The organism is Collinsella aerofaciens (assembly GCF_041537385.1).
In the GTDB taxonomy this organism is placed as follows: domain Bacteria; phylum Actinomycetota; class Coriobacteriia; order Coriobacteriales; family Coriobacteriaceae; genus Collinsella; species Collinsella aerofaciens_BV.
In genome coordinates this window covers 350,371-373,513 of record NZ_JBGORS010000001.1, presented here as the reverse complement: position 1 = coordinate 373,513, position 23,143 = coordinate 350,371, and the positions used below count along the sequence as shown (strand labels likewise).

The following is a 23,143-nucleotide window of genomic DNA, read 5'->3' as shown; positions in this document are numbered from 1 at the left end:
GACGCTCGTCATTGCGATGTCAGATGTAGGATAATCCTCTTACGTTGATTATCTCCCACATGTAGAGGACTTACAGGTGGGCAGTTGACATGAAAGGGACACGTCTATGGCTACCACCAAACCTCGCCTTGACCGTCGTATCGTCCGCAGCCGCAATGCGATTCTTTCGGCGTTCGAGCGACTGCTCATGGAAAAGCCCCTGGCCGATATTACGGTGAGCGCCATTGCACGCGAGGCAAACGTCGACCGTAAGACCTTCTACGTGCACTTTGGCACGGTCGACGGCTTGCTCGATGCCATTGCCGTCGATGTGGTCGAGATGATCGTCGACTCGGTCGAGAAGACGCTTTCCTCCATGGGTGGCGACACCAACGAGCGCGCACTCGGCGCTGCGGCGTCCTTTTTCAAGACCGTTAACGAGGCACTGTGCAACAACCTGGTGCTCAATCGCCAGTTGATTGAAAACATTCCGCTCGACGACTTTATGGCTCGTCTGCGCGTGCCGCTCGAGCACGAGATTGCCGAGCGCGATCTGTTGCCCGAGGGCCTAAAGGACGAGATGTTCGATTACTACCTGGCGTTTTTGCTGTCCGGTATTATCGGCATCTATCGCACGTGGGCATTGTCCGACGGCTCTGTTCCTATCGAGCGCGTCTCAGAGGTCGCCAACGACCTGACTCTCAATGGCCTGTCGAGTCTGGAATCTCGCTTGGATTAGGCCTAGTTGGGCTCGTCGGCGTGGAAATTCCTGTTCACGAGGTTCTCCGGCGCCTTGGAGACCTCGCCGGCGTAGGAGCTGTAGCCTGAGGATCCTTAAATGAAAGTCCAGTTTATCCTTCCCACTCCAATTGGGAATCCTCCGATGCGCCTTCGCACGCTCGCATGACCTCGATATCATGCGAGCGTGCGAACTCGACGAGCTCTGCGTTGCGGGCGTTTATGGTGCCGAAGGCGGCGGGGCACACGATAAGGAGCGCGCAGTGGACGAGGAGCTCTTTGGCGCGGGCTATGGTTTTATCCCCGATCGGCTCGAAGGCGCGCTCGGCCACGCATTCCGTCGCCAGGTCGCGCGCGAGCTCGCAGTCGATGTCCCCTTCGTGCAGAACGCCCGCGTAGAACGCCTTGCCCTGCCGAATGAGCTGGCGAAACACAGTCGACCCCGTACCTGCGCCGGCGATGACGAACGTGTGCGCATCGCCGTGTGGGCGCCCAATTTCCACGCTGCCGAAGCGCTCGTTGAAGGTGCCATGTTGAAGGCCGTAGAGCTCGCCAATTGTCTCGCGCGTGAATATGTCCTCGGGTGCGCCGGCGCGGAAGACCCGGCCGTCCTTCACGCAAATCACCTTGTCGGCGCTTTTCTGCGCGAGCTCGAGTTCGTGGATGGACATGATGACAGCCACATTCCGCGATTTCGCAAGGTGGCGAAGTATTCGCAGCAGGTCGATCTGGTAGCGGATATCGAGATACGACGTGGGCTCGTCGAGCACGAGCACACGCGGATCCTGCGCGATGGCGCGTGCGAGCATGACGCGCTGGCGTTGCCCGTCGCTTATCTGCATGAAGTCGCGCTCGGCGAGCTCTTCCACATGTGCGGTTTTCATGGCCTCGTCGACCCGACTATGGTCGTTAGGCGAGAGTGTGCCCATTCGCCCGGTGTAGGGATGTCTTCCCGCCTCTACGATATCGCGGCAGGTGAGGAGCTCGGTCCGGGGGCGATCTGTCAGCATAACGGCAAGGTTCCTTGCGAACTCCGCCGTCTTCCATCGGGAAATCTCTCGCCCGTCGAGCTCGACCGCGCCGGCAAGCGGTGCTAGATGGCGTGTGATGGTTTTCAAGATGGTCGACTTGCCCGAGCCGTTCGGCCCGATGAGCGCCACGACGTCGCCCGCGCGAACCTCCAGATTGACGCCTTCGACTACAACCTTCTTGTCGTAGCCCGCCGACAGGTCGCTTATGCGGAAAAGCGGCGCTCCGTCAGCCTGCGTTTCGACCGGGGTTTCGAGGTTCGACTCCGCTCGGAGGAGGCGTTCCGCGCGCAGTTCCGCACGAGCCGAAAGTGCCTTCTGGCGCTTTCGTGTGAGCTCAGGACTGTCTAAGCATGGAATGTCCCCTCTGAGCATTTTGGGCCGCGGCACGAATTCCCCCATCTACCTCACCCGCTTCTTCAACATGAGCGCGATAACCACCGGCGCGCCGAAGATGGCGGTGACAGCGCTGATGGAAAGCTCGACGGGAGAGAACAGCGTGCGCGCGATCAAATCGCAGCCCGCGCAGAAGATGGCGCCTCCCAAGAAGCACGCAGGAATCACGCGGATGGTCTTCGACGACTTTAGCGCCGACTTCACGAGATGCGGAACCGCGATGCCTACGAACGACACCGGACCAGCGAACGCGGTCACGCAGGCGGAGAGCATGCTCGCTAGAAGGACGAGCACCACGCGGAAGCGTGCGACGTTCACGCCGACGCTTTTCGCGTAGGCTTCTCCCAGCTGGAAGGCGGAAAGGGGCTTCGATATCGCGAATACGCATGCGCTCACGGTGATCACCACGACCGCGATGACCGCCACGTCGTCCCAGCTCGAACCCGAGAAGCTACCCAAAGACCAGTTGTGCAGGTTCACGATGGACTGGTCGTCGGCGAAGGCGATGAGGAAGTTCGTCGCCGCCGAGCAGATGTATCCCACCATGACACCCGCCACGATGAGCATGGCCATGGAACTTATGCGCCGTGCGATGAGGAGCACGAAGCCGATGGTGATAAGCGAGCCCAGAAACGCTGCGGCCACCATGGCCGGCGAGGACATGGCCTGGTTCGCGCCTAGAAGTACGATCATCGTAAGCGCGACGACGAACTTTGCGCCCGAGGAGACGCCTAAGATGAACGGGTCGGCGATGGGGTTGTTGAAAAACGTCTGCAGCAGGAACCCGGAGAGCGAAAGTGCCCCGCCGAGAAGCACGGCTGAAAGCACGCGCGGCAGGCGAATCTCCCAGATGACCTGGCTTTCCATGGAATTGGCCGCGCCGCCCGAAAGGATGCCGGGGATGTGGTCTGCGGGCACGAGCACGCTCCCGATGCACAGGTTGGCCCCGACGAGCACGATGAGGGCAACAGCGAGCAGCGCCGTCACGACGCGACACCGCGCGGCGCGCCCCGATTCGTCGTATGCCATGGAAATCCGGCTTCTCATGGCGCTAGCCGAGCTTCCTCAGATAATGGAAGTCGCTCGCGTCATCGCCGGTGAACGCCCCGTGCAGCTCGTCGATAATGTCGGCGGTGGAAGTCATCTGCTGGTACATGTCGGCGCTTGTGACCCAGACGTTGCCGTTCTTCACGGCTTTGAACTGCGACAATAGCGCGTTTTTGCCTACGAAGTCGTTCAAGGTGGCAACCGATTCGTCGATGGTGCCGTTGTAGACGATGATGTCGGCATCCTTCGCCGTCGCGTAGAAGCGCTCCATTTCGAGCGTTACTGACGAACCTGACGTCGACGCCGTCTGCGCGTCATCGAGCGCATAGCTGCCGCCTGCAAGCTCGATCATCTGCGCCACGTAGTCGCCCGCCCGCCGCGTGACGGCGGCCCCGTTCGAGTTAATGTAGAAATACGCCACGGTTTTACCTGACGACGCGAGCCCCGACGTTTGCGCGACGCGGGCCTTCTGCTCGTTGAACAGGTGCGCGGCCTCGTCTTCCTTGTCGAATAGGACGCCGAAAAGCTTAATCCACTCGACGCGCCCGAGTGCTTCGGGCTCGATCGACGACTGTTCGGTGAGCACGACGAGCCCGAGCTTCTGCAGCTTTTCCTTCACATCGGGCGTGTGGTTGATCATGGTGTTCTCGATGGCGAGCGTGCAGCCCGAGGCCGATATTCGCTCGTAGTCGGGCGCGCTGTACTTGCCGCCGTAGGCGATCGCCCCACTTTCGAGTGCGCTTTTGAAGCCCGCGACCGAGCAATCGTCGGCCTTCGTGCCCGACATGATGATATTGTCGTTCGCATCGAGCGCGTCGACCAGGCACATCGTCGCCGACGACACGAGGTACACCTTGTCGGCGGGGCGCCTTATGACCGCGATGTCGGAGCTCAACCCATCAGGTACCTTCGCATCTTGCGGCACCACGAGGAAACGTTCCCCATTCGAAACGCAGATAAGCCGCAGACCGCCTTCGAACTCGTCGACAGTGAAGTGCTCGGCGTATTCAAGGTGAAGCGCCCCCGTCGGCTCCCAGCCACAGCCCAAATCGGCGTTGTGGAAGTCGGCCGCGGCGCTTGAAGCCGTTCCCGCAGGGGAGCCGCCGCTTGCTTCGTCGCCCGATTTCTCCTTCATGGTGGATGAGTCGAAGTGGAGCGTGTAGTCGATGGTATGCGGCGTCGACATGGCGACGGTCTCGGCCGACACGGCGATGTCCTCGTCGAGCGTGACGGGTATCTCGAATGTGGAGTTGCCGCCGTCGTTTACGGGCGCGTAGTCCACGCCGTCGACGGTCATCTTGTCGTAGTTCGAACTCGACCAGGTGATGGTCGCGGTGTAGGCGTCGCCATCCTTCACAATTGTGGTGGGTGAGGCGATGCTTGCGCGCCCTGACCCGCCGGAAAGCGAGACATTCACAGTGTATTCCTGAGAGCCCGCCGTGCCACCGGTCGTGTTCGGGCTCGCACTGCACCCCGCGAAGGAAAGCGCGAGCAGGGCGACGAGAACGCAGACGATCGCGCGCGCCGCGATGCTGCGGCGCTTCCTGTTTTCCCCCTTGGGAAGAATCGACCGCATGGCGTTACTTCAGTGCGTCGGCGCGCAGATCGACGCCGGCGGATTCGAATACGAGCGTGCGGTCGTACCATCGCTCCCTTTTAATGCTCCACGCGGCGCAGGCGGTGTCCTCGTCGAGCGCATCAACGGGCACGTCGTAGGTGTACTTGCCTTCCGCGTTTTCCACATAGGGGATGAAGTCGGCCTCGCTCGCGGCGGCAGCCTTGTCGCCCGTGCCCATGAAGAGCTTGCCGTAGCCCGTGCCGGAAAGTGTCATCACGCAGTGCATGGAGTCGTTTTCCACGATGAGCTGTGCGTCCACAATCCTGAACATGTTCGAGCTGGAATCTACGGTGATCGGATAGGTGCCGTCGGCCACCTTGTCGGCGGTGATGGGGGCAGCGCTTGCGCCCTCGGGCGCATCGGCCGCCTGTTCGGTCTTTTCCTGGGAATCGGCATCACTTGCTTTTGAGCTGTCGCTTGAATTTCCGGCGCAGCCGGCGAGCGAGAACGCGAGAAGCGCCGCCGACAGGGCGAAGACGAGGGTTTTCTTCAACATGGAGGGGTTCCTTTCAATCGCTTCGACCGCCCGCGCCGTGCGGTGGGCGGGCGGGATGCGAATGCAACGGGCATGCGCCGTCGGTCGGGGAAGGCGCATGCCCGTTGCACGGGGACGCGACCGGCGCCCCCGTGCGCGGCGAGTTTACAGCTTGGCGATGGCGTCGTCCACGTGCGAGACGTAGATGTCGTCGACCGCGACGTTCTGTCCCAGACCCTGGAGCAGGCACGTCACTTCGAAGCCGGCGGCCACGAACTTCGCAGCCCAGCTGTCGGGGTCGGTCTCGTCTGCCATGTCGTTGTTCGCGTGGTCGCCCGCGACCACCATGAACGGCGCGAGCACGGCCTTCTTGTAGCCTGCGGCGCTCGCGGCGGCGATAACATCCTCGCAGGTCGGTTCAGCCTCGACGGTGCCGACGAAGAACTGCGTCAAGCCCTCGTTCTTGAACACTTCCTGCATCTTGGCATAGTCGGCGTTGGAGTCGGCTTCGGTGCCGTGGCCCATGAGGCACAGCGCCGTCTTGCCGTCGTCGAAGGACGCCATGTTCTCCTTAATGGCTGCGGCCACCTTCTTGTAGTCATCGTCGGAGGTGAGCAGCGGGTCGCCGAGCGAGATTTTGTCGAACTTGTCGGCGTACTTGTCGAGCTCGTCTTTCACGTCGGTGTATTCCAGGCCACCCATGAGATGCGTCGGCTGCACGACGATTTCCTTCACGCCGTCTTCCACGCAGCGGTCGAGCGCCTCGGTCATGTTGTCGATCGTGATGCCGTCGCGCTTCTTCAGCTTGTCGATGATGATCTGCGCGGTGAAGGCGCGGCGGATGTCGTAGTCCTGCCAGTACTTCTCGCGGATCGCGTCTTCGATGGCGCCGATGGTGATGTGGCGCGAGTCGTTGTAGCTCGTGCCGAAGCTCGTGACGAGGATGACCGGCTTCACGGCCTTCTCCTTTTCGCTCGATTTCTCGGAACTCGCGGAGGTGTTGGAGCAGCCCGCGAGCGCGACTCCGGCGAGCGCGACGGCTCCGGTTGCTGCGGCGCCCATGAAGCCGCGGCGTGACATCTGGTCGGACATGGTTTTTCCTTTCCTCGGTTTGCCGGTCCCCCGGCGACAGTTGCTTGTCGGCACAAGCGAAAGAAAAGCGCACCCCTCGGGGTTCACAAGGAGCTAACGCCACGGCGATGCCGTGAGGAAAAGGCGAAGCAGTCTGGCTTGGGGCGCGAGGCGGTTCGCCCGCGCGTCCTATACAGTAATGTCCCTTGCCCAGGATTCCCACCTGGTTCCCTCCGCAAGCCAGCGCGGGCTGTGCGGGCGCCGCGCCGGTCATTTCCTTTTATCCGATTGTCATATGCTCGTTGCCGAAACTTTTACTATGATAGTGGGCACTTGTGAACGTGTCAAAGCCAGGGCGGGCGGCATTGTGCCTCCTGCCTGCGTATTTGCGCCGATTGCCGCCGCAGGCGCCGTGTTTTGCCCGCTGCGCGAATGGCGGCGTAAACGGTTGCGATGAGAAACGGGAAGGGAAGGCTCGGATGATTCATATCGTTGGCGCAGGCTCGGGCGCCGCCGACCTTATCACGCTGCGCGGGGCGCGTCTTCTGCGCGCGGCCGACGTGGTCGTTTGGGCGGGAAGCCTTGTGAATCCCGAGCTGCTCGCTGAGTGCAAGGAATCCTGCATCGTCTACGACAGCGCGCACATGACCTTGGAGGAAGTGCTCGACGTGATGTGCGCGGCAGATGCACGGGGCGAGGAAGTGGTGCGCCTGCACACGGGCGACCCGTGCCTGTACGGCGCCATCCAGGAGCAGATGGACGCGCTCGACGCGCGCGGCGTGGACTACGAGGTGGTGCCCGGCGTGTCGAGCTTTTGCGGTGCCGCGGCGGCGCTTCGCCAGGAATACACGCTGCCGGGAATCAGCCAGTCGGTCGTGATCACGCGGCTTTCCGGGCGCACCCCTATGCCCGCGGGCGAGGGCATGCGCACCATGGCGGAAAGCGGCTCGACTATGGTCATCTTCCTGAGCTCGGGTATGCTCGCCGAGCTTTCCGCCGAGCTTTTGGCCGCGGGCCGCAGCTCCGACGAGCCGGCGGCGCTCGTGTACAAGGCGTCCTGGCCTGAGGAGCGCGTGGTGCGCTGCACAGTGGGCACGCTCGCCGATGCGGGCGCGCGAGAGGGCATCGACCGCACGGCGCTCGTGGTGGTGGGCCGCGTGCTCGGAGCTCGCGGCGGGCTTGCGCACGACGGCGCGCAAGCGGAGTCGTACGAGCGCAGCAAGCTTTACGACCCTTCGTTTGCCACGGGGTATCGGAAGGCGAGAAGCTAGCGTGGCCTTCGAGCACTACATATATACCGGGACGACCCGCCTGCGCTGCGGCTATACCACGGGGAGCTGCGCCACGCTCGCGGCGAAGGCGGCCTGCGAGATGCTCTTGTCACGAAAGCCCGTCGGCCGCGTGTCGATCGTCACCCCCGGCGGGCTGCCCGTCGAGGCGAACGTGGTCGACGCATGTATCGGCGAGGGGTGCGCCCAGTGCGCCGTGCGAAAGGACGCAGGCGACGATGCCGATGTGACCGACGGCGTGCTCGTGTACGCGCGTGTGGAACATGCGGGGTCGGGCACGGGCGCTGCGGGCAGCAAGGGCGTGCCCGCGCGCGAATCGGAAGTTTCCGTCGATGGCGGCGTGGGCGTGGGGCGCGTGACGTTGCCCGGGCTCGAGCAGCCGGTGGGGGCGGCCGCCATCAACGCGACGCCGCGCGCGATGATCACTTCGGCGGTGCGCGAGGTGTGCGCCGCGCACGGCTTTTCTGGAAATATTGCTGTGACGATTTCGGTACCCGAGGGCGTTTCCCTTGCCGAAAAGACCTTCAATCCGCACCTGGGGATAGAGGGCGGAATCTCCATCCTGGGCACGACGGGCATCGTCGAGCCGCGCAGCCTCGCTGCCTTGCGCGACAGCATCGAGCTCGAGATCCGGCAGCATGCGGCTATGGGGCGGCGCGGAGTCGTGCTCACGCCCGGCAACTACGGCGAGCAGTTCATCTCGGGGCATTTCCACCTAAACGGTGCGCCGATGGTCTTCATCTCCAACTTCGTGGGCGATGCGATTGATTGCTGCGTTCGCGAGGGATTTACCAATGTCCTTCTTGTGGGACACATCGGCAAGCTGGTGAAGGTCGCGGGCGGAATCATGGACACCCATTCGCGTACCGCCGACTGCCGCGCGGAGATTCTGGCCGCCCACGCGGCCTTGGCCGGCGCGGACGCGAAGACCGTGCGCGAGATCATGTCGTCGGTCACGACCACGGCGGCGCTCGAGGCAATCGAGGCCGCCGGCGTGGGGGACGCTGCGCGCGCCTCGCTCGCTGCGGCAACCGAGGACAGGTTGCGCCGCCGCGCGGCGGGCGCATGCGATATCGCCGCGGTCGTGTTCGACGCCGAGCGCCGCGAGCTTTTCCGCACGTCGGGCGCCGATGCAGTTATCGGGGAATTGGGGGCGACGTATGAGTAAAGGCGTGCTGTACGGGGTGGGCACGGGGCCTGGCGACCCCGAGCTGCTCACGATCAAGGCCGTCCGCATAATCGAATCGTGTCCGGTCATCGCCGCACCGCAGACGGCGGACGGGGTCATGGTCGCGCTCGACATCGTGCGCGGCGCCGTCGACCTTACAGGCAAGACGGTGATTCCCGTGCGATTCTCGATGACGCGCGACGCCGAGCGCCGCGCGGCCGAGCATGCCTCGCTTGTTCGCGAGCTTGTCGCGCACCTGGATGCGGCCCGCGACGTCGCGCTGCTGAACCTGGGGGACCCGAGCATCTACGCCACCTTCCAGCGCATAGCGCCCGACGTGCGCGCCCGCGGGTTCGAGGCGCGCGCCATTCCCGGCGTACCGAGCTTCTGCGCGGTCGCCGCGGCGCTCGAGCGCGACCTCACGCCCGAGATGTCGTCGCCTCTGCACATCGTGCCCGGCGGCTACGACGACGTGCGCCGCGCAATCGGCTGGCCGGGGACGAAGGTGGTCATGAAGGCGCGCCGCTCGCTTGCGGACACGAAGCGCATCCTTCGCGAGGAGGGCGCCTTCGACGGTGCCGAGCTCGTAGAGGATTGTGGGCTTCCGGGCGAGCGCGTGTACCGCTCGCTCGACGTTGTGCCCGATCGGGGTAGCTACTTCTCGACGATGGTGGTGCGCTAGATGAGGGTTTCCTGCATAGCGTTCACTGAGAGGGGGTATGCGTTGGCTGAGCGCACCGCACGCGCGCTTTCCGATTGCGCGCAGACAGGTGAAGATGACCCTGGCTGGGACGTTTTCGTTTCCCGAGGGTTCGGCGAGGGGAAGGCCGACCTGCGCACATGGACGGCGCTCGCGTGGGAAGCGTCGGACGCGCTTCTGTTCGTGGGCGCGGCGGGCATCGCCGTGCGGGCGATCGCGCCGCATGTCGCCTCGAAGGCAAACGATCCCGCGGTTGTGGCGATCGACGAGGCGGGGCGCTTTGCCGTCTCGCTTTTGTCGGGGCATTTGGGCGGTGCGAACGAGCTTGCGCAAACTGTGGCACGCGCGGCAGGGGCCATCCCCGTCATCACCACGGCGACCGACGTTCGCGGTGTTTGGGCGGTGGATACGTGGGCGCGCTGTGCGGGGCTCACCGTTTCGAATCCCGAGGTTATCAAGCGAGTGTCGGCGCGGCTGCTTTCGGGCGGGCGCGTGGCGCTCTATTCCGACATGCCGATTTCGGGACAGCCGCCTGAGGGGGTTGACATTGCGTCCGACCGCGCTCGGGCCGATATCGTCGTGTCGCCGTTCGCTGGGGCGAATGCAGGTGCGTCCGTTCGCGCGGCGGAGACTACGGGCGAGGTCGTGCCCGCCGGTGAGACGGGGAAGCCGGCGGGCGTTCGGGCGCAGGCGCCTGTGCCCGAGCCGCTTCGCCTTGTCGTGCCCTGTATCGTTGCGGGCATAGGGTGCCGTCGCGGTGCGTGCGCCGAAGCGATCGGGGAGGCGTTTCTTCTCGCGTGCGGGCAGGCGGGTATCTCGCCTTCGGCCGTGCGCAAGGCGGCGACGATTGACGTGAAGGCGCACGAGGAGGGTCTGCTCGCCTTCTGCCGCGCGCGCAATATCCCGCTTGCGACGTATTCCGCAGATGAGCTGTCGCAAGTCGAAGGCAGCGTTTCGCCATCTGATTTCGTGCGCGCGACGGTGGGGGTCGACAACGTGTGCGAGCGCGCGGCGCTCGCGGACGGGGACAAACTTATCTTCCCGAAGCTCGCTCACGGCGGCGTGACCGTCGCATTTTCCAAGGTAACTATCGAACTTTCGTTTAAGGAGCGGTGATGGGAAAGCTCTTCGTGGTGGGGATCGGCCCGGGCGGCCCCGACGGCATGACGATTGCGGCCCGGCGCGCGCTCGAGGCGGCCGACATCGTTGTGGGGTACACGAAATACGTGGAGCTCGCGCTCGGCGCCGTGCCCGACGCGGCGCATCTCGCGACGCCGATGATGCACGAGGTCGAACGGTGCCGCCTGGCGCTTTCGCGCGCGCAGAGCGGAGAAGCCGTGGCGCTCGTGTGCAGCGGTGACGCGGGCGTGTACGGCATGGCGAGCCCCGTGCTGGAGCTTGCGGAGGACTACCCCGATGTAGACGTGGAAGTTATCGCCGGGGCCACCGCGGCTCAGAGCGGGTCGGCGGTGCTCGGCGCCCCGCTTGCCCACGACTTCGCGGTCGTGTCGCTCTCCGACCTGCTCACGCCGTGGGAGGTCATCGAGCGCAGGCTCGCCGCCGTGGCGAGCGCCGACTTCTGTATCTGTTTGTACAACCCGCGCAGCAGAAAGCGCGCCGACAGGCTCTCGCGCGCGGCGAAGATTATGCTCGAATGGAAGGCCCCCGACACGCTCTGCGGCTGGGTACGCAACATCGGGCGCGAGGGGCAGCAGTCGGGCATGTGTAGGCTCTCTGAGCTGGGGGAGATCGACGCTGACATGTTCACCACCGTGTTCGTCGGCAACGCGGACACGAAGCGCGTAGGCGGCCGTATGGTCACGCCGCGCGGGTATCGGGAGATTCCATGCGAAAGGTAACGATCATCGGGGCGGGGCCCGGAAACCCCGACTTGCTCTCGCGCGCGGCGCTCGACGCGATCGACATCGCCGACGTGGTCATCGGCGCTCATCGCGCGCTTGCCGGCATCGACGTGCCGCCCGACGTGGTGAGATGCGAGCTCGTGAAGACGGCGGACATCGTCGCCGCGCTCACCGATGCGGCGTCGTGGCAGCGCGCCGTGGTCGTGATGACGGGCGATGTGGGGCTGTTCAGCGGCACACGCCGCCTGGTGGAGGCGCTCTCCGGCGACGCGCAGGTGGACGTGCACGTCATTCCCGGCATAAGCTCAGCGTCGTATCTCGCCGCGCGCCTCGCGCGTCCATGGCAGGATTGGCGCTTCGCAAGCGCTCACGGCGTGGCGTGCGACATCGTGGCCGAGGCCGAGCGTGCAGGTGAGCTCTTCCTCGCCACGTCGGGCGGGGAAGACCCCTCGCGGCTTTCGGGCGAGCTTGTGCAGGCGGGCTTCGGGGACGCGCGCGTGACGGTGGCCGAGCGCCTGTCATACCCCGACGAGCGCATCACCTGCGCGACCGCAAGTGAAATCGCAGGTCAGACGTTCGACGACTTGAACGTGATGCTTATCGAGCCCGCAGGCGGTGCCGGGTCGCCTGCGGGCTCTAGCGCAGCCTCCGAGGCGCCGGCCGGCGCGTCTGCGCCCGCGGCGGCTTCTTCCGCGGCGGACTCTGCGGGCGCATCCCGCGCCGCGAGCCCCCGCTGGCCGTACGCTTCCTCGGGCATTCCCGACGAGCTCTTCATCCGCGGCGACGTTCCCATGACCAAGCAGGAGGTGCGCGCCGTCGCGCTCGCGAAGCTGCGCCTTACCGCGACCGACACCGTGTGGGACGTCGGTGCCGGCACGGGGAGCGTGTCGATCGAGGCGGCGCTCGTCGCGCGAGCGGGGTCGGTATGGGCGGTCGAGCGCAACGCGGCCGGCGTGCGGCTCATCCGAGAGAACGCGGATGCATTCGGGTGCGGCAACGTGCATGCTGTCCCCGGTGTCGCCCCCGAAGCGCTCGCGAAACTGCCCGTCCCCGACGCCGTGTTCGTCGGCGGGAGCGCGGGCGAGCTTCCCTCCATCGTGGAGGCGGCGCTCGAGAAGAACTCGCAGGTTCACCTGTGCGTGCCATGCGTCACCGTTGAGACGCTCACCGAGGCGTGCGCGCTCCTCTCGGGTTCGCGCTTTAAGGGGTTCGAGGCGTGCCAGGTGTCGGCCGCCCGTGCCGAGGCTGTAGGCTCGCACCATCTTATGAAGGCGCTAAACCCCGTGTTCCTCGTCAGCGCACGTGGTGCAGGTGGGGAAGGCGGCGCCCGGTGAGCACGTCCATCCCGCGCTTCATGGTCGCTGCGCCCTCGAGCGGGAGCGGCAAGACGGTCGTAACGTGCGCGCTCCTGCGCGCGCTCGCGCGCCGCGGCCTCGCATGCGCGGCCTTTAAATGCGGCCCCGACTACATTGATCCGCTCTTTCATCGCCGCGTCGTGGGCGCGCGCTCGGGCAACTTAGACGGCTTCTTCACCGACGCCCCGACGCTGCGCGCCCTGCTTGCACGCGGCGCCGCGGGCGCGGATGTCGCGGTGCTCGAGGGCGTCATGGGCTTCTACGACGGCATGGCGCCCGGCGTGGCCGACGCGAGCAGCTATCAGGTTGCGCGCGACACTGAAACGCCGGTCGTTTTAGTGGTGAACGGGCGCGGGGCGTCTTTATCGCTCGCCGCCGTAATCCGCGGCATCGCCGAGTTCCTGCCTTTTGCGAACGTGCGCGGCGTCGTGCTGAACAAGACGAGCGCCGCTGCCTGCGTCTACGCGGCGCCTGCGATCGAGAAGCACACGGGCGTCGCTGTTTTGGGGAATATCCCCGCCGACGAGGCGTTCTCGCTCGAAAGCCGGCATCTGGGGCTTGTGACCGCCGACGAGGTTGAGCAGCTCTCGGCGCGCATCGACAAGATGGCCGAGCTGGTGGAAAAGAGCGTCGACGTCGACCGCTTGCTCGAAATAGCGGCGACGGCACCCGATATCCGTGAGGAGCCTTACCGGTTGGAGCCGATCGCGGGAGCGCGGCCCATCGTCGCCGTCGCGCATGACGAGGCGTTCTCGTTCTACTACGAGGAGAACCTGCGCGCGCTCGAGGACCTGGGTTGCGAGCTGGCCTTTTTCAGCCCCCTGTGTGATAGCGAGTTGCCCCGGGGGACAAGCGCCCTCTATCTGGGGGGCGGCTACCCGGAGCTCCATGTGCGGCAGCTCTCCGAGAACGCGCCGATGCGCGAGTCGGTGCGGCGCGCGGTGGAATCCGGCATGCCGACGGTCGCCGAATGCGGTGGGTTTCTGTACCTGCAGCGCAAAATCGCCGATAGCGAGGGGCGGCGCTGGCCTGTTGCGGGCGCCCTTGAGGGCGCAAGCGAGAACGGGGGAAGGCTGTCCCATTTCGGGTACGTGGAGCTCACTTCCCAACGCGACGGGCTCTACGGGCCGCGCGGCACACGCATCCGCGCGCACGAGTTCCACTACTGGCAGTCCACCTGCCCGGGCGGCGAATTCTGGGCGCAGAAGCCCCGGCGCGACAAGGGCTGGCCGTGCATGACGACCACCCCGTCCCTGGTGGCGGGCTTCCCGCATGTGTACTATCCTGCTAACCCCGATGTTGCACGCGCGTTTGCGTCTGCCGCAGCGTCGTTCGCAGAGAGGAGACGGCATGGCTGAAGCAACCGAAACCGCGCTTGCCTGCATCCGCGAGGAAGTCGAGCGCGCGTTCTCGTCGGCGCCGGGCGCCGTGCTCGAAGCCGCGCTCTCCCGGATCGCGCCCGCAGACGAGTGCGCCCGCGCCGCCGCGTACGCCGCGTGGGACTCCATCGCGCACCCCTTGGGGGGATTGGGCGACTTTGAAGACGCCGTCGCGTGTATCGCCGCAGCTCAAGGGAGCGCCGAGGTGGCCGAGTTCCCCCGTGCGCTCGCGGTATTCTTCTCCGACAACGGGGTCGTTGCCGAAGGCGTGTCGCAAAGCGGGCAAGACGTGACGCGAGCCGTCGCGCGCAACATGTGCGAGGGGGCCACGAGCGCCTGCCGCATGGCGGCGTTCGCGGGTGCCGAGATCGTGCCCATCGACGTGGGTATGGCCCGGGGCATAGAAGACGCGCGCATGGTGCGCGCAAACGTGCGGCGGGGGAGCGGCAACATCGCGCACGGCTCCGCTATGTCTCGCGATGGGGCCGTGCGCGCGATCGAGGTCGGAATCGCCGTCGCGTGCGGGCTTGCCCGCACCGGCGTGCGCCTTCTCGCCGCGGGCGAGATGGGCATCGGCAACACGACCACCTCGGCGGCGGTAGCCGCAGTGCTCATCGGGGCGGACGGGCGGAGCCTCGTCGGGCGCGGCGCGGGGCTCTCGGACGCCTCACTCGCGCGCAAGCGCGACGTGGTCGAGCGTGCTATCGACGCGAACTCGCCCGATCCCGCCGACCCGATCGACGTGCTCTCGAAGGTGGGCGGCTTCGACATCGCGGCGATGTGCGGCTTCTACCTGGGGGCCGCGGCCTCGAAGGCCCCGGCGCTCCTCGACGGGGTCATATCCTGCACGGCGGCCCTGTGCGCGGTGCGCCTGTGCCCCAACGCCTTGGGCTACCTCGTGGGCACCCACGCATCAAGCGAACCCGCAAGCCAGGAGCTCCTTCGCGAGCTCGGCATAAAGGCACCCCTCGACGCAGGTATGCACTTGGGTGAGGGCGCGGGCGCCATGGCGTATCTGCCCCTTCTGGATTCGGCGCTGCGCGTGTACCGGGATGGTAAGACGTTCACGGCGACTGGCATGGCTGCTTACGAACATTTCGAGGCCGGGAAATGACGGTGACGCTCGTCATCGGCGCCGCCGCGAGCGGCAAGAGCGCCTACGCCGAGTCCCTGTGCCTCGGGCACGACGGCCCTCGCGTGTACCTGGCAACGATGGAGCCCTTCGGGGAAGAGGGCGCCCGCCGCATCGCGCGCCATCGGGCGCTGCGCGAGGGCAAGGGTTTTTCCACCCTCGAACGCACGCGTGACGTGGGCACCGCAGTGCCCGGGCTTCCGCGCGGCTGTACGCTTCTTTTGGAGGACGTGGGCAACCTGGTTGCGAACGAGCTCTTCGCGGAAGGCGGCTTGTCCCCGCGTGACCCCGACGCTGCGGCGCGCGAGGTGCTCGGAGGCATTGAACGGCTCGCTCAGGCCGCTGCGCATACGGTGGTGGTCACCGTCGACGTGTTCGCCGATGGGATGCGCTACGATGAAGGGACCGAGGCATGGAGGCGCGCGCTCGCGCGCGTGAACGCGGGCGTGGCGGCGCTGGCCGACCGCGCAGTCGAAGTGGTATGCGGGATTCCCGTGTGGATGAAAGGCGAAGGGCCTACAAGGTGAAGATAGCAGAGGCAATCGGCGCGGCGTTCGGAACGTTCTCGCGCATCCCCGTCCCGAAATCGACCTGGACCGATTTCGGATCAACCCATGCGCTTGCCGCGTTTCCCCTGGTGGGCGTTGCGGAAGGCTTCCTCATGACGGCGTGGGGGTACATGGCGAACCTGTTCGGCGTGCCCGCGACCATCGTCGCGGCTGTGCTCGTGGCGCTGCCTGTGGCGGTGACGGGAGGCATCCACCTAGACGGGCTCTGCGACACCTCCGATGCGCTTGCAAGTTGGGCCCCACGCGAGCGAAAGCTCGAGATCATGCACGACCCGCGGGCGGGCGCCTTCGGGGTCATCGGTGTTGTCGTGTACCTTATTCTGCAGTTTTCCCTGTTCACCGCGCTGCCGCTTACGGCGGGGACGTTCCTTGCGCTTCTGTGCTCGCTCGTGTTCTCCCGCGCGCTTTCGGGGCTCGCCGTTGAATGTTGGCCTGCCGCGCGGGCGGACGGCATGGCCGCGGGACTCTCGCCTTCGAAGAAGCGCGCGGCGATCGTCGTGCCGCTTTGCGCTTTCGCTGCGGCTTCGGCTGCAGGGATGGTCGCGTGCGCTCGGGCCGTCGGCGCCCTTATGGCGGTGGCGGGGCTTTTGGCGCTCGCGTGGTATCGCCATGTTGCCCTGTCCCGCTTCGGCGGGGTGACGGGGGATTTGGCCGGATGGTTTCTGCAATGGGCCGAGCTCGCGATGCTTGCCATGCTGGTGGCGGGGGGCATGCTCCTATGATGCTCGTGGTAGGTGGCGCGCTTTCGGGGAAGAGGACCTTCGTGCGCGAAAAGCTCGGGTTCGCGGCGGACGATTTCGTCGACGCGGCGCAGCTTGCGGAGGGCGGCGTGCCCACGGCTTTTGCCGGCCGTGTCGCGTACCGTGCTGAGGAACTCGTACGCGCGCTCGACGCTGACCGGGCGCTCGAGCGGCTGACCGGCTTCGACGCAGTGATTCTGCCCTTGGTCGGCTCGGGGGTCGTCCCCATGCGTGCGGAAGACGCCCAATGGCGCGAGCGCGCGGGGCGTCTGGGATGCGCGCTCGCTGCGCGCGCCGACGTCGTCGTGCGCATGACGTGCGGGATTCCCCAGGTCATCAAAGGAAACCTTACCGATGCGCCTCGAGGGACGCAGGGCGCGGGCGCGCCTTTGGAAGTCGTCTTCGTGCGCCATGGTGCCACGGCGGGCACGGAAGACCATCGCTACAGCGGGGCGGGCACCGACGAGCCCCTGTCGAGTGCGGGCGAGCGCGCTTTGCGCGAGCTCGCGTGCGATCGTGACGTGTTCCGTGTTATCACGAGTGGCATGGCCCGCACCGACCAGACGGCACGCATCCTCTTCCCGAATGCGGAGCTTATGGCATGCCTCGGTCTGCGCGAGATGGATTTCGGTGACTTCGAGGGGCGAAGCGCCGCCGAGCTTAAAGAGGATGCGCGCTACCGCGCCTGGGTAGACTCCTGGTGCGAGACGCGCTGCCCGCATGGCGAGGGCAAGAGCGATTTCACCCGCCGCGTCGTCGCGGCGTTTCGGGAGGCGTGCGAATCGGAGCGCGCCCAGGGGAGTGGGCGCGCCGTCTTCGTCGTTCACGCGGGTACCGTGAAAGCGCTGCTTTCCGAGCTTGCTGTCCCGAAAATGGAATACTTCGACGTGCATACCGAGCCGGGCGGCGCATGGGCCGCCACCTGGGATGGGCGCTGCCTTCGCGACGTTCGCCCCGCTTCGGGGGGCGATGCCCGGTGATGACGATTCTTGCCGTCGCCGCCGGGTTCGCGGCCGACCTTGCCTTCGGCGACCCGCGCTGGCTTCCCCATCCCGTCGTCGCCATGGGGCGCGCAATCACGTGGGCCGAAGGCCGCCTGCGGGGCGCATTCCCGCAAACGTCCGCGGGCACGCGCGCCGCAGGGCTTGTGCTCGCCGTGGCGCTTCCGCTTGCGTGTGGGCTTTTGACCTGGGGAATCCTGCATCTTTGCGGCATGGTTCACCCCGGCTTGCGCTTCGTGGCCGAGGCATGGGCGAGCTATCAGATTCTTGCGGCATGCGAGCTGCGCCGCCAGAGCCTGGCCGTGGCCCGCGCGTTCTCGAAGGGCGGCCTTGTCGCGGCTCGCGAAACAGTCGGGCTCATCGTGGGACGCGACACGTCTGTTCTCGACGAGCAGGGCGTTGCGCGCGCCGCCGTGGAAACGGTGGCGGAGAACGCGAGCGACGGCGTCATCGCGCCGCTTTTCTACCTTATGATCGGGGGTGCGCCCTTGGGCATGGCGTACAAGGCTGTGAACACGCTCGACAGCATGGTGGGCTACAAAAACGAGCGCTACATCGACTTCGGCTGCGCCTCGGCGCGCCTCGACGATGCGGTGAACTGGATTCCCTCGCGCTTATCGGCCCTGCTGATGATCGCCGTGTGCCCGATCGTCGGGCTCGACGCGCGCGGGGCGGCGCGCATCTGGCGTCGCGACAGGCGTCGCCATGCGAGCCCGAACGCGGCACAGACCGAGTCGGCGTGCGCGGGCGCGCTCGGGCTGCGCCTGGCAGGACCCGCGGTGTATTTCGGCAAGCTCGTTGAGAAACCGACGATAGGCGACGCGTCCCGTGAAATCGAGTGGGGCGACATCGCCCGGGCGACAAGGCTCATGCTCGCCGCGTCCGTATGCGCGCTCGTCGTCTTCGGCGCCGCGCGCGCGGCGGTCGTGCTCGCCGTGGGGGCGATTGCATGAGGGAAGACCACGCCGCGTCCCGGGCTGCCGGGGGAATCCTGCGCGCCCGTGCGCATGGGGGCAGCTCGCAATCGCTCGGCATCGCTTGCGAAGGGGGCGCCTCCGACCTCATTGACTTCTCGGTGAACGTGAATCCGGCAGGCCCTTCGCCGCGCGCCGTCGCCGCAGCTTGCAAGACGCTTTCTCGAATTGACGCCTACCCCGATAGGGAAAGCCTCGCCCTCGTTCGCGCCCTGGCGCGTGCCCAGGGCATTCCCGAAGATACTATCGTCTGCGGCGCGGGCGCGTCCGACATCATCTGGCGACTCGCCGCGGCGGTGCGCCCGAAACGCATCGTCGTGTGTGCTCCGACGTTCTCTGAATATGCGGAGGCGGCATCGTACTACGGTGCATGCGTGCAGGAGTTCCCGCTCTCCGAAGCGTACGACTTCGACGTGCCCGCCACCTTCGCCCGCGCGATCGAGGGGCCGGGAGACGTGGCGTACCTCTGCAATCCGAACAACCCGACGGGGCGCCTCGTCGACCCCAGCGTGATCTATGCCGCGGCTTGCCGCTGCGAGCAGGTGGGCGCGCTGCTCGTCGTGGACGAGTGCTTCCTCGGATTTGCGCCCGACGCCCGCGAAAGGAGCGTGGCCGCACGCGCCGCGTGTTCGCGCCATGTGGCCGTGCTCTCCGCGTTCACCAAGCTCTACGGAATGGCGGGGTTGCGGTTGGGATATCTGATCAGCGGAAACGCCCAACTCATCGAGGGGATTCGCCGGGCGGGGCAGGCGTGGCCCGTCTCCTCGGTCGCCGAGGCCGCGGGCATCGCCGCCCTGGAAGACGTCGAATACGTCTCGCGCACGCGCGATGTATTGGCGGGTGAGCGAGCGTGGCTTTCCCACGAGCTCTCCTCGCTCGGGCTTTCCGTCGTGCCGTCGGATGCGAACTTCCTTTTAGTCCGCACGCCGGCGAAAGACATCCCCGAGCGCCTGTATAAACAGGGGGTTTTGGTCCGCACGTGCGACTCGTTTTCGGTACTGTCCCGTTTCTGGTGCCGCGTCGCGGTGCGCACGCGCAAGGAGAATGCCCGGCTTGCGATGGCGTTCAGCCGCGCGCTTCGGGCGGAAGGTGCATCGGGCGAAGCCGAACCCGACGTACGGGGCGGCGCTTCTTGCAGCGGCGCTATGGCGGGCGCGGATGGCCGAGGCTCAGCGAAGGAGGTCGATACCCGTGGGTAGGGCGAAGCCCATCATGATCCAGGGCACCATGTCGAACGCGGGGAAGAGCCTGCTTGCGGCGGGGCTGTGCCGTGTGCTTTCGCAGGACGGCCTGCGCGTGACTCCCTTCAAGAGCCAGAACATGGCGCTCAACAGCGGTGTCACGGCCGACGGGCTCGAGATGGGGCGCGCCCAGATCATGCAGGCCGAGGCGTGCGGCATCGCGCCCGACGTGCGCATGAACCCCATCCTGCTCAAGCCCGAAAGCGACCACCGAAGCCAGCTCATCGTGGCCGGCAAGGCGCAGGGAGCCTTCGCAGCGAGGGACTACTTCGCGCGAAAGAAGGCGCTCATGCCGCAGATTTTGGAGGCGTTCAATTCGCTCGCGGAGGAAAACGACGTCATCGTCATCGAGGGCGCCGGCAGCCCCGCCGAAATCAACCTTGCCGAAAACGACATCGTCAACATGGGGCTCGCGCGCGCCGTGTCCTCCCCCGTGCTGCTCGTGGGCGACATCGACCCAGGCGGGGTGTTTGCCCAGCTCTACGGCACGGTCGCGCTCTTTGCGCCCGAGGATCGCGCGCTTTTGCGGGGGCTTTTGGTGAACAAGTTCCGCGGCGATGTGGAAATCCTGCGCCCGGGTTTGGCCCCGCTCGAGAAGATGTGCGGGGTTCCCGTCGTGGGGGTCGTGCCGTATCTTACGCTCGACCTGGACGACGAGGACTCGCTCGCGCCGCGCCTATCTGCCCGCGAGGCGCGCGGCGTCATCGACGTCGCCGTCGTGCGCCTTCCGCATCTGTCGAACTTCACCGACTTCGACCCGCTTTCGCGCGTGCCCGGCATGGGCGTGCGCTACGTTTCCTCGACGACCGATCTGGGCCGACCCGACCTGGTGGTGCTTCCCGGCTCGAAGACCACGCTCGACGACGCGCGCTGGCTTGCGGCTAGCGGCATCGGAGCCTGTGTGCGCGCGCTTTCGGGCGCGGGCACGCCGGTGCTCGGCATATGCGGAGGCTACCAGCTTTTGGGAGACGAGCTTTCCGACCCGCACGGCAGGGAAGGCGCTGGCACCGCGCGCGGGCTCGGGCTCATCCCTGCAAGTACGGTGTTCAAGGAGGAAAAGCGCCTCGCCCAGTCGGAGCTGCGCATCACGGGCGCCCAAGGCGCGTTCTCGGTGTGGAACGGCATGACGGCGCGCGGGTATGAGATTCACGACGGTGAAACGACCGTCTCCTGCGCCCCTGCGGGCACGATTGGCGGCAAACCAGAAGGCGCGGCCTGCGGAAACGTGTTTGGAACCTATCTCCACGGCCTGTTCGACGAACCGGGGGTGGCGCTCGCCCTCGCGCGCTCGCTCGCGCGCATGCGCGGCCTGCCCGAGAGCGTCGTGGGTGCTGCGGGCGCGGCGTCCGCGGCCGATCACCGTGCGCGCGAGTTCGACCGCCTGGCCGACGTCGTGCGTGGGGCGCTCGACATGGAGTATGTCTACCGCATTATCGAGGAGGGCGTATGATCCACGTGTATCATGGCGACGGCAAAGGCAAGACCACGGCGGCGATGGGCCTCGCCCTTCGCATGCTCGCCGCAGGCCGCCGCGTCGTCGTCGTGCAGTTCCTGAAAGACGGCGAAAGCGGGGAGGCGCGCCTGCTCGCCGAGCATTTCGGCGTGCCTGTGTACGCGGGGAAGGTGTCGGACAAGTTTACCTGGTCGATGACGTCGGAAGAACTTGCCGCGACGTGCGAGCTGCACGATGGGAACCTCGCTTCCGCGCTCGCCGAGCTCGAGGGCGCGCAGGAGGGGCTGCTCGTGCTCGACGAGGCGCTCGACGCGCTTTCGAAGGGGCTTGTCGACGAGGCGCTCGTGGACCGCGCGCTCGATATGTCCGCGCGCGGCGTCGAAGTGGCGCTCACCGGGCGCGCGCCTTCCCGCAAGATCGTGGAGAAGGCCGACTACATAACCGAGATGCGGTGCGAGAAACACCCCTACGCTCAGGGGATATGTGCAAGGGAAGGAGTGGAGTACTAGATGGATTCCAAGGAGATGGCGCCCGGCGACATCGAGCGGCGCAGCTTCGAGATCATCACCGAAGAGCTCGGCGGGCGCACGTTCCCGCCGCTCGAAGAGCCCGTCGTGAAGCGCGTCATCCACACCACTGCCGACTTCTCGTACGCCGATTCCCTTGTGTTCACCCATGACGCCGCGCACTGTGCGCTCGACGCACTGCGCGCAGGGGCCACGGTGCTCACCGACACGAACATGGCGCTCGCAGGCATAAGCAAGCCCGCGCTCGCGAAGCTCGGCTGCAAGGCCGTGTGCTACATGGCCGACCCTGATGTCGCCGCAACGGCGCGTGCCGCGGGCACGACTCGCGCCGTTGCGAGCATGGACAAAGCTTGCGGCATCGAGGGTCCACTCATCGTGGCCGTCGGCAACGCTCCCACAGCACTTCTGCGCCTCGCCGAGCTCATGGACGCGGGGAAGATCGCGCCCGCGCTCGTCGTTGGGGTGCCGGTCGGGTTTGTGAACGTGGTCGAGGCGAAAGAGGAGCTACTCGCGCGACGCGTGCCGACCATCGTCGCGAGGGGTCGCAAGGGCGGCTCGACCGTGGCGGCCGCCATTATGAACGCGCTGCTCTACCAGATCACGCGCCCAGGCGGCCCGAAGTGACGGCGCCCGCATCCGCGCCGGCGCTGCGCATCTTCGCCGGCACCACCGAGGGCCGCCTTCTGTGCGAATGGGCGAGCGAGGCGGGCATCCCCGCCCGTGCCTACGCGGCAACCGAGTACGGAGGTGAACTTTTGGGCGAGCTTCCGGGCATCGAGGTGCATGCGAGCAGGCTCGACGAGGCCGACATGGAGCGCGAGCTTTCCGGCGCGCGCATCGTCGTTGACGCCACGCACCCCTTCGCTACGCTCGCAAGCGGCAACATCCGGGCCGCTTCGCTCGCTGTGGGTGCACGATGCCTGCGCCTTGCACGCCCGGCCGAGGCGCTACCCAAAGGCGTCGTGTCGGTCGCGTCGATTGCCTTCGCGGCGCGCTTTCTCTCCGAGAACCCGGGTCGCGCGCTTCTCACGACGGGGAGCAAGGAGCTTGCTCCCTACACGCGCGTCGCCGATTTCGCGGAGCGCTTCTTCGTGCGTGTGCTCCCGCTACCCGGCGCTATAACGAAGTGCATCGACGCGGGGTTTTCGCCGTCGCACGTCATCGGCATGCAGGGGCCCTTCACCCGCGAGCTCAACGAGGCGATGCTTCGGCAGGTGGGCGCCCAGTGGCTTGTGACCAAGGACTCGGGAACCGTAGGCGGCACGGCCGAGAAGCTCGCCGCCGCGCGCGACGTGGGAGCGCGCTGTATTGTGGTCACCCGTCCCGCCGAGGGGGGCGGGGCCCTTTCTCTTCGGGAAGTGGAAGACGCGCTCTTACGGGAGTTCGTGCGCTAGGCGCTCG

23 protein-coding genes are annotated in these 23,143 nt (G+C 66.4%); 18 read left to right on the top strand and 5 right to left on the bottom strand.

All coding sequences use genetic code 11. The features are described 5' to 3' along the window. The first annotated feature begins 106 nt into the window (after positions 1–106). A complete protein-coding gene (locus ACEG18_RS01715; RefSeq protein WP_372541014.1) occupies positions 107–718 on the top strand; it encodes a TetR/AcrR family transcriptional regulator in 612 nt (203 codons plus the stop codon). A 112-nt stretch (positions 719–830) separates the two neighbouring features. On the opposite strand, the gene ACEG18_RS01710 is transcribed toward ACEG18_RS01715, so the two are convergent. From ACEG18_RS01710 to ACEG18_RS01690, 5 genes are all read right to left on the bottom strand, one after another. Beyond that, on the bottom strand, positions 831–2,147 hold the full coding sequence (locus ACEG18_RS01710) for an ABC transporter ATP-binding protein (RefSeq protein ID WP_372541013.1): 1,317 nt from the start codon (positions 2,145–2,147) through the stop codon (positions 831–833). After that, positions 2,148–3,188, bottom strand: a complete 1,041-nt coding sequence (locus ACEG18_RS01705) for a FecCD family ABC transporter permease (RefSeq protein ID WP_372541012.1) — start codon at positions 3,186–3,188, stop codon at positions 2,148–2,150. Positions 3,189–3,192: 4 nt separating this feature from the next. Then, a complete protein-coding gene (locus ACEG18_RS01700; protein ID WP_372541011.1) occupies positions 3,193–4,764 on the bottom strand; it encodes an ABC transporter substrate-binding protein in 1,572 nt (523 codons plus the stop codon). Between the two features lie 4 nt (positions 4,765–4,768). Then, positions 4,769–5,302 carry a hypothetical protein gene (locus ACEG18_RS01695; RefSeq protein ID WP_372541010.1) on the bottom strand — a complete coding sequence of 178 codons (534 nt, stop codon included), beginning with the start codon at positions 5,300–5,302 and terminating at the stop codon, positions 4,769–4,771. 144 nt (positions 5,303–5,446) lie between these two features. Further along, positions 5,447–6,373, bottom strand: a complete 927-nt coding sequence (locus ACEG18_RS01690; protein ID WP_022094564.1) for a sirohydrochlorin cobaltochelatase — start codon at positions 6,371–6,373, stop codon at positions 5,447–5,449. A 458-nt stretch (positions 6,374–6,831) separates the two neighbouring features. Here ACEG18_RS01690 and cobM point away from each other — a divergent pair, with 458 nt between their 5' ends. The 17 genes from cobM to cobK are packed head-to-tail and all read left to right on the top strand — an operon-like array spanning position 6,832 to position 23,136. Continuing rightward, the gene (gene cobM, locus ACEG18_RS01685; protein ID WP_372541009.1) at positions 6,832–7,623 is read left to right on the top strand and encodes a precorrin-4 C(11)-methyltransferase; all 792 of its coding nucleotides are present in this window, start codon (positions 6,832–6,834) and stop codon (positions 7,621–7,623) included. A gap of 1 nt (position 7,624) precedes the next feature. Beyond that, positions 7,625–8,809 (top strand): cobalt-precorrin-5B (C(1))-methyltransferase CbiD, encoded by a 1,185-nt coding sequence (cbiD, locus tag ACEG18_RS01680; RefSeq protein WP_372541245.1) that lies wholly within the window; start codon positions 7,625–7,627, stop codon positions 8,807–8,809. Beyond that, the gene (cobI, locus tag ACEG18_RS01675) at positions 8,802–9,491 is read left to right on the top strand and encodes a precorrin-2 C(20)-methyltransferase (RefSeq protein WP_372541008.1); all 690 of its coding nucleotides are present in this window, start codon (positions 8,802–8,804) and stop codon (positions 9,489–9,491) included. Before cbiD ends, cobI begins: the two co-directional genes overlap by 8 nt. Next, positions 9,492–10,625 carry a cobalt-precorrin 5A hydrolase gene (locus tag ACEG18_RS01670; protein WP_372541007.1) on the top strand — a complete coding sequence of 378 codons (1,134 nt, stop codon included), beginning with the start codon at positions 9,492–9,494 and terminating at the stop codon, positions 10,623–10,625. After that, positions 10,625–11,368 carry a precorrin-3B C(17)-methyltransferase gene (cobJ, locus tag ACEG18_RS01665; protein WP_372541006.1) on the top strand — a complete coding sequence of 248 codons (744 nt, stop codon included), beginning with the start codon at positions 10,625–10,627 and terminating at the stop codon, positions 11,366–11,368. The genes ACEG18_RS01670 and cobJ overlap by 1 nt, the downstream gene beginning before the upstream one ends. Then, the gene (cbiE, locus tag ACEG18_RS01660) at positions 11,356–12,705 is read left to right on the top strand and encodes a precorrin-6y C5,15-methyltransferase (decarboxylating) subunit CbiE (RefSeq protein ID WP_372541005.1); all 1,350 of its coding nucleotides are present in this window, start codon (positions 11,356–11,358) and stop codon (positions 12,703–12,705) included. Before cobJ ends, cbiE begins: the two co-directional genes overlap by 13 nt. After that, complete coding sequence (locus ACEG18_RS01655) at positions 12,702–14,084, top strand: cobyrinic acid a,c-diamide synthase CobB (protein WP_372541004.1); 1,383 nt, start codon at positions 12,702–12,704, stop codon at positions 14,082–14,084. The genes cbiE and ACEG18_RS01655 overlap by 4 nt, the downstream gene beginning before the upstream one ends. Then, entirely contained in the window at positions 14,077–15,219 is a 1,143-nt protein-coding gene (locus tag ACEG18_RS01650) for a nicotinate-nucleotide--dimethylbenzimidazole phosphoribosyltransferase (protein ID WP_372541003.1), read from the top strand. Before ACEG18_RS01655 ends, ACEG18_RS01650 begins: the two co-directional genes overlap by 8 nt. Continuing rightward, positions 15,216–15,764, top strand: coding sequence for a bifunctional adenosylcobinamide kinase/adenosylcobinamide-phosphate guanylyltransferase (locus ACEG18_RS01645; RefSeq protein ID WP_372541002.1), 549 nt, complete (start codon positions 15,216–15,218; stop codon positions 15,762–15,764). Before ACEG18_RS01650 ends, ACEG18_RS01645 begins: the two co-directional genes overlap by 4 nt. Further along, a complete protein-coding gene (locus tag ACEG18_RS01640) occupies positions 15,650–16,528 on the top strand; it encodes an adenosylcobinamide-GDP ribazoletransferase (protein WP_372541001.1) in 879 nt (292 codons plus the stop codon). Before ACEG18_RS01645 ends, ACEG18_RS01640 begins: the two co-directional genes overlap by 115 nt. Next, positions 16,462–17,526: a histidine phosphatase family protein gene (locus ACEG18_RS01635; RefSeq protein WP_372541000.1), complete on the top strand. Its 1,065-nt coding sequence runs from the start codon at positions 16,462–16,464 to the stop codon at positions 17,524–17,526. The genes ACEG18_RS01640 and ACEG18_RS01635 overlap by 67 nt, the downstream gene beginning before the upstream one ends. Beyond that, positions 17,526–18,500: an adenosylcobinamide-phosphate synthase CbiB gene (gene cbiB / locus ACEG18_RS01630; protein WP_372540999.1), complete on the top strand. Its 975-nt coding sequence runs from the start codon at positions 17,526–17,528 to the stop codon at positions 18,498–18,500. Before ACEG18_RS01635 ends, cbiB begins: the two co-directional genes overlap by 1 nt. Continuing rightward, entirely contained in the window at positions 18,497–19,720 is a 1,224-nt protein-coding gene (locus ACEG18_RS01625; RefSeq protein ID WP_372540998.1) for a pyridoxal phosphate-dependent aminotransferase, read from the top strand. Before cbiB ends, ACEG18_RS01625 begins: the two co-directional genes overlap by 4 nt. Beyond that, entirely contained in the window at positions 19,713–21,212 is a 1,500-nt protein-coding gene (locus ACEG18_RS01620) for a cobyric acid synthase (RefSeq protein WP_372540997.1), read from the top strand. The genes ACEG18_RS01625 and ACEG18_RS01620 overlap by 8 nt, the downstream gene beginning before the upstream one ends. Further along, positions 21,209–21,724, top strand: coding sequence for a cob(I)yrinic acid a,c-diamide adenosyltransferase (locus tag ACEG18_RS01615; protein WP_372540996.1), 516 nt, complete (start codon positions 21,209–21,211; stop codon positions 21,722–21,724). Before ACEG18_RS01620 ends, ACEG18_RS01615 begins: the two co-directional genes overlap by 4 nt. Then, positions 21,725–22,366 carry a precorrin-8X methylmutase gene (locus ACEG18_RS01610; protein WP_372540995.1) on the top strand — a complete coding sequence of 214 codons (642 nt, stop codon included), beginning with the start codon at positions 21,725–21,727 and terminating at the stop codon, positions 22,364–22,366. Then, on the top strand, positions 22,363–23,136 hold the full coding sequence (cobK, locus tag ACEG18_RS01605) for a precorrin-6A reductase (protein WP_372540994.1): 774 nt from the start codon (positions 22,363–22,365) through the stop codon (positions 23,134–23,136). Before ACEG18_RS01610 ends, cobK begins: the two co-directional genes overlap by 4 nt. The last annotated feature ends 7 nt before the right edge of the window (positions 23,137–23,143 follow it).

What these genes read in the sequence shown, in the direction of transcription:
- ACEG18_RS01715 (WP_372541014.1), top strand. Translation starts at nt 107, where the DNA reads ATGGCTACCACCAAACCTCGCCTTGACCGTCGTATCGTCCGCAGCCGC.
- ACEG18_RS01710 (WP_372541013.1), bottom strand. Translation starts at nt 2,147, where the DNA reads ATGGGGGAATTCGTGCCGCGGCCCAAAATGCTCAGAGGGGACATTCCA.
- ACEG18_RS01705 (WP_372541012.1), bottom strand. Translation starts at nt 3,188, where the DNA reads ATGAGAAGCCGGATTTCCATGGCATACGACGAATCGGGGCGCGCCGCG.
- ACEG18_RS01700 (WP_372541011.1), bottom strand. Translation starts at nt 4,764, where the DNA reads ATGCGGTCGATTCTTCCCAAGGGGGAAAACAGGAAGCGCCGCAGCATC.
- ACEG18_RS01695 (WP_372541010.1), bottom strand. Translation starts at nt 5,302, where the DNA reads ATGTTGAAGAAAACCCTCGTCTTCGCCCTGTCGGCGGCGCTTCTCGCG.
- ACEG18_RS01690 (WP_022094564.1), bottom strand. Translation starts at nt 6,373, where the DNA reads ATGTCCGACCAGATGTCACGCCGCGGCTTCATGGGCGCCGCAGCAACC.
- cobM (WP_372541009.1), top strand. Translation starts at nt 6,832, where the DNA reads ATGATTCATATCGTTGGCGCAGGCTCGGGCGCCGCCGACCTTATCACG.
- cobI (WP_372541008.1), top strand. Translation starts at nt 8,802, where the DNA reads ATGAGTAAAGGCGTGCTGTACGGGGTGGGCACGGGGCCTGGCGACCCC.
- ACEG18_RS01670 (WP_372541007.1), top strand. Translation starts at nt 9,492, where the DNA reads ATGAGGGTTTCCTGCATAGCGTTCACTGAGAGGGGGTATGCGTTGGCT.
- cobJ (WP_372541006.1), top strand. Translation starts at nt 10,625, where the DNA reads ATGGGAAAGCTCTTCGTGGTGGGGATCGGCCCGGGCGGCCCCGACGGC.
- cbiE (WP_372541005.1), top strand. Translation starts at nt 11,356, where the DNA reads ATGCGAAAGGTAACGATCATCGGGGCGGGGCCCGGAAACCCCGACTTG.
- ACEG18_RS01650 (WP_372541003.1), top strand. Translation starts at nt 14,077, where the DNA reads ATGGCTGAAGCAACCGAAACCGCGCTTGCCTGCATCCGCGAGGAAGTC.
- ACEG18_RS01645 (WP_372541002.1), top strand. Translation starts at nt 15,216, where the DNA reads ATGACGGTGACGCTCGTCATCGGCGCCGCCGCGAGCGGCAAGAGCGCC.
- ACEG18_RS01640 (WP_372541001.1), top strand. Translation starts at nt 15,650, where the DNA reads ATGGAGGCGCGCGCTCGCGCGCGTGAACGCGGGCGTGGCGGCGCTGGC.
- ACEG18_RS01635 (WP_372541000.1), top strand. Translation starts at nt 16,462, where the DNA reads ATGGTTTCTGCAATGGGCCGAGCTCGCGATGCTTGCCATGCTGGTGGC.
- cbiB (WP_372540999.1), top strand. Translation starts at nt 17,526, where the DNA reads ATGACGATTCTTGCCGTCGCCGCCGGGTTCGCGGCCGACCTTGCCTTC.
- ACEG18_RS01625 (WP_372540998.1), top strand. Translation starts at nt 18,497, where the DNA reads ATGAGGGAAGACCACGCCGCGTCCCGGGCTGCCGGGGGAATCCTGCGC.
- ACEG18_RS01615 (WP_372540996.1), top strand. Translation starts at nt 21,209, where the DNA reads ATGATCCACGTGTATCATGGCGACGGCAAAGGCAAGACCACGGCGGCG.
- ACEG18_RS01610 (WP_372540995.1), top strand. Translation starts at nt 21,725, where the DNA reads ATGGATTCCAAGGAGATGGCGCCCGGCGACATCGAGCGGCGCAGCTTC.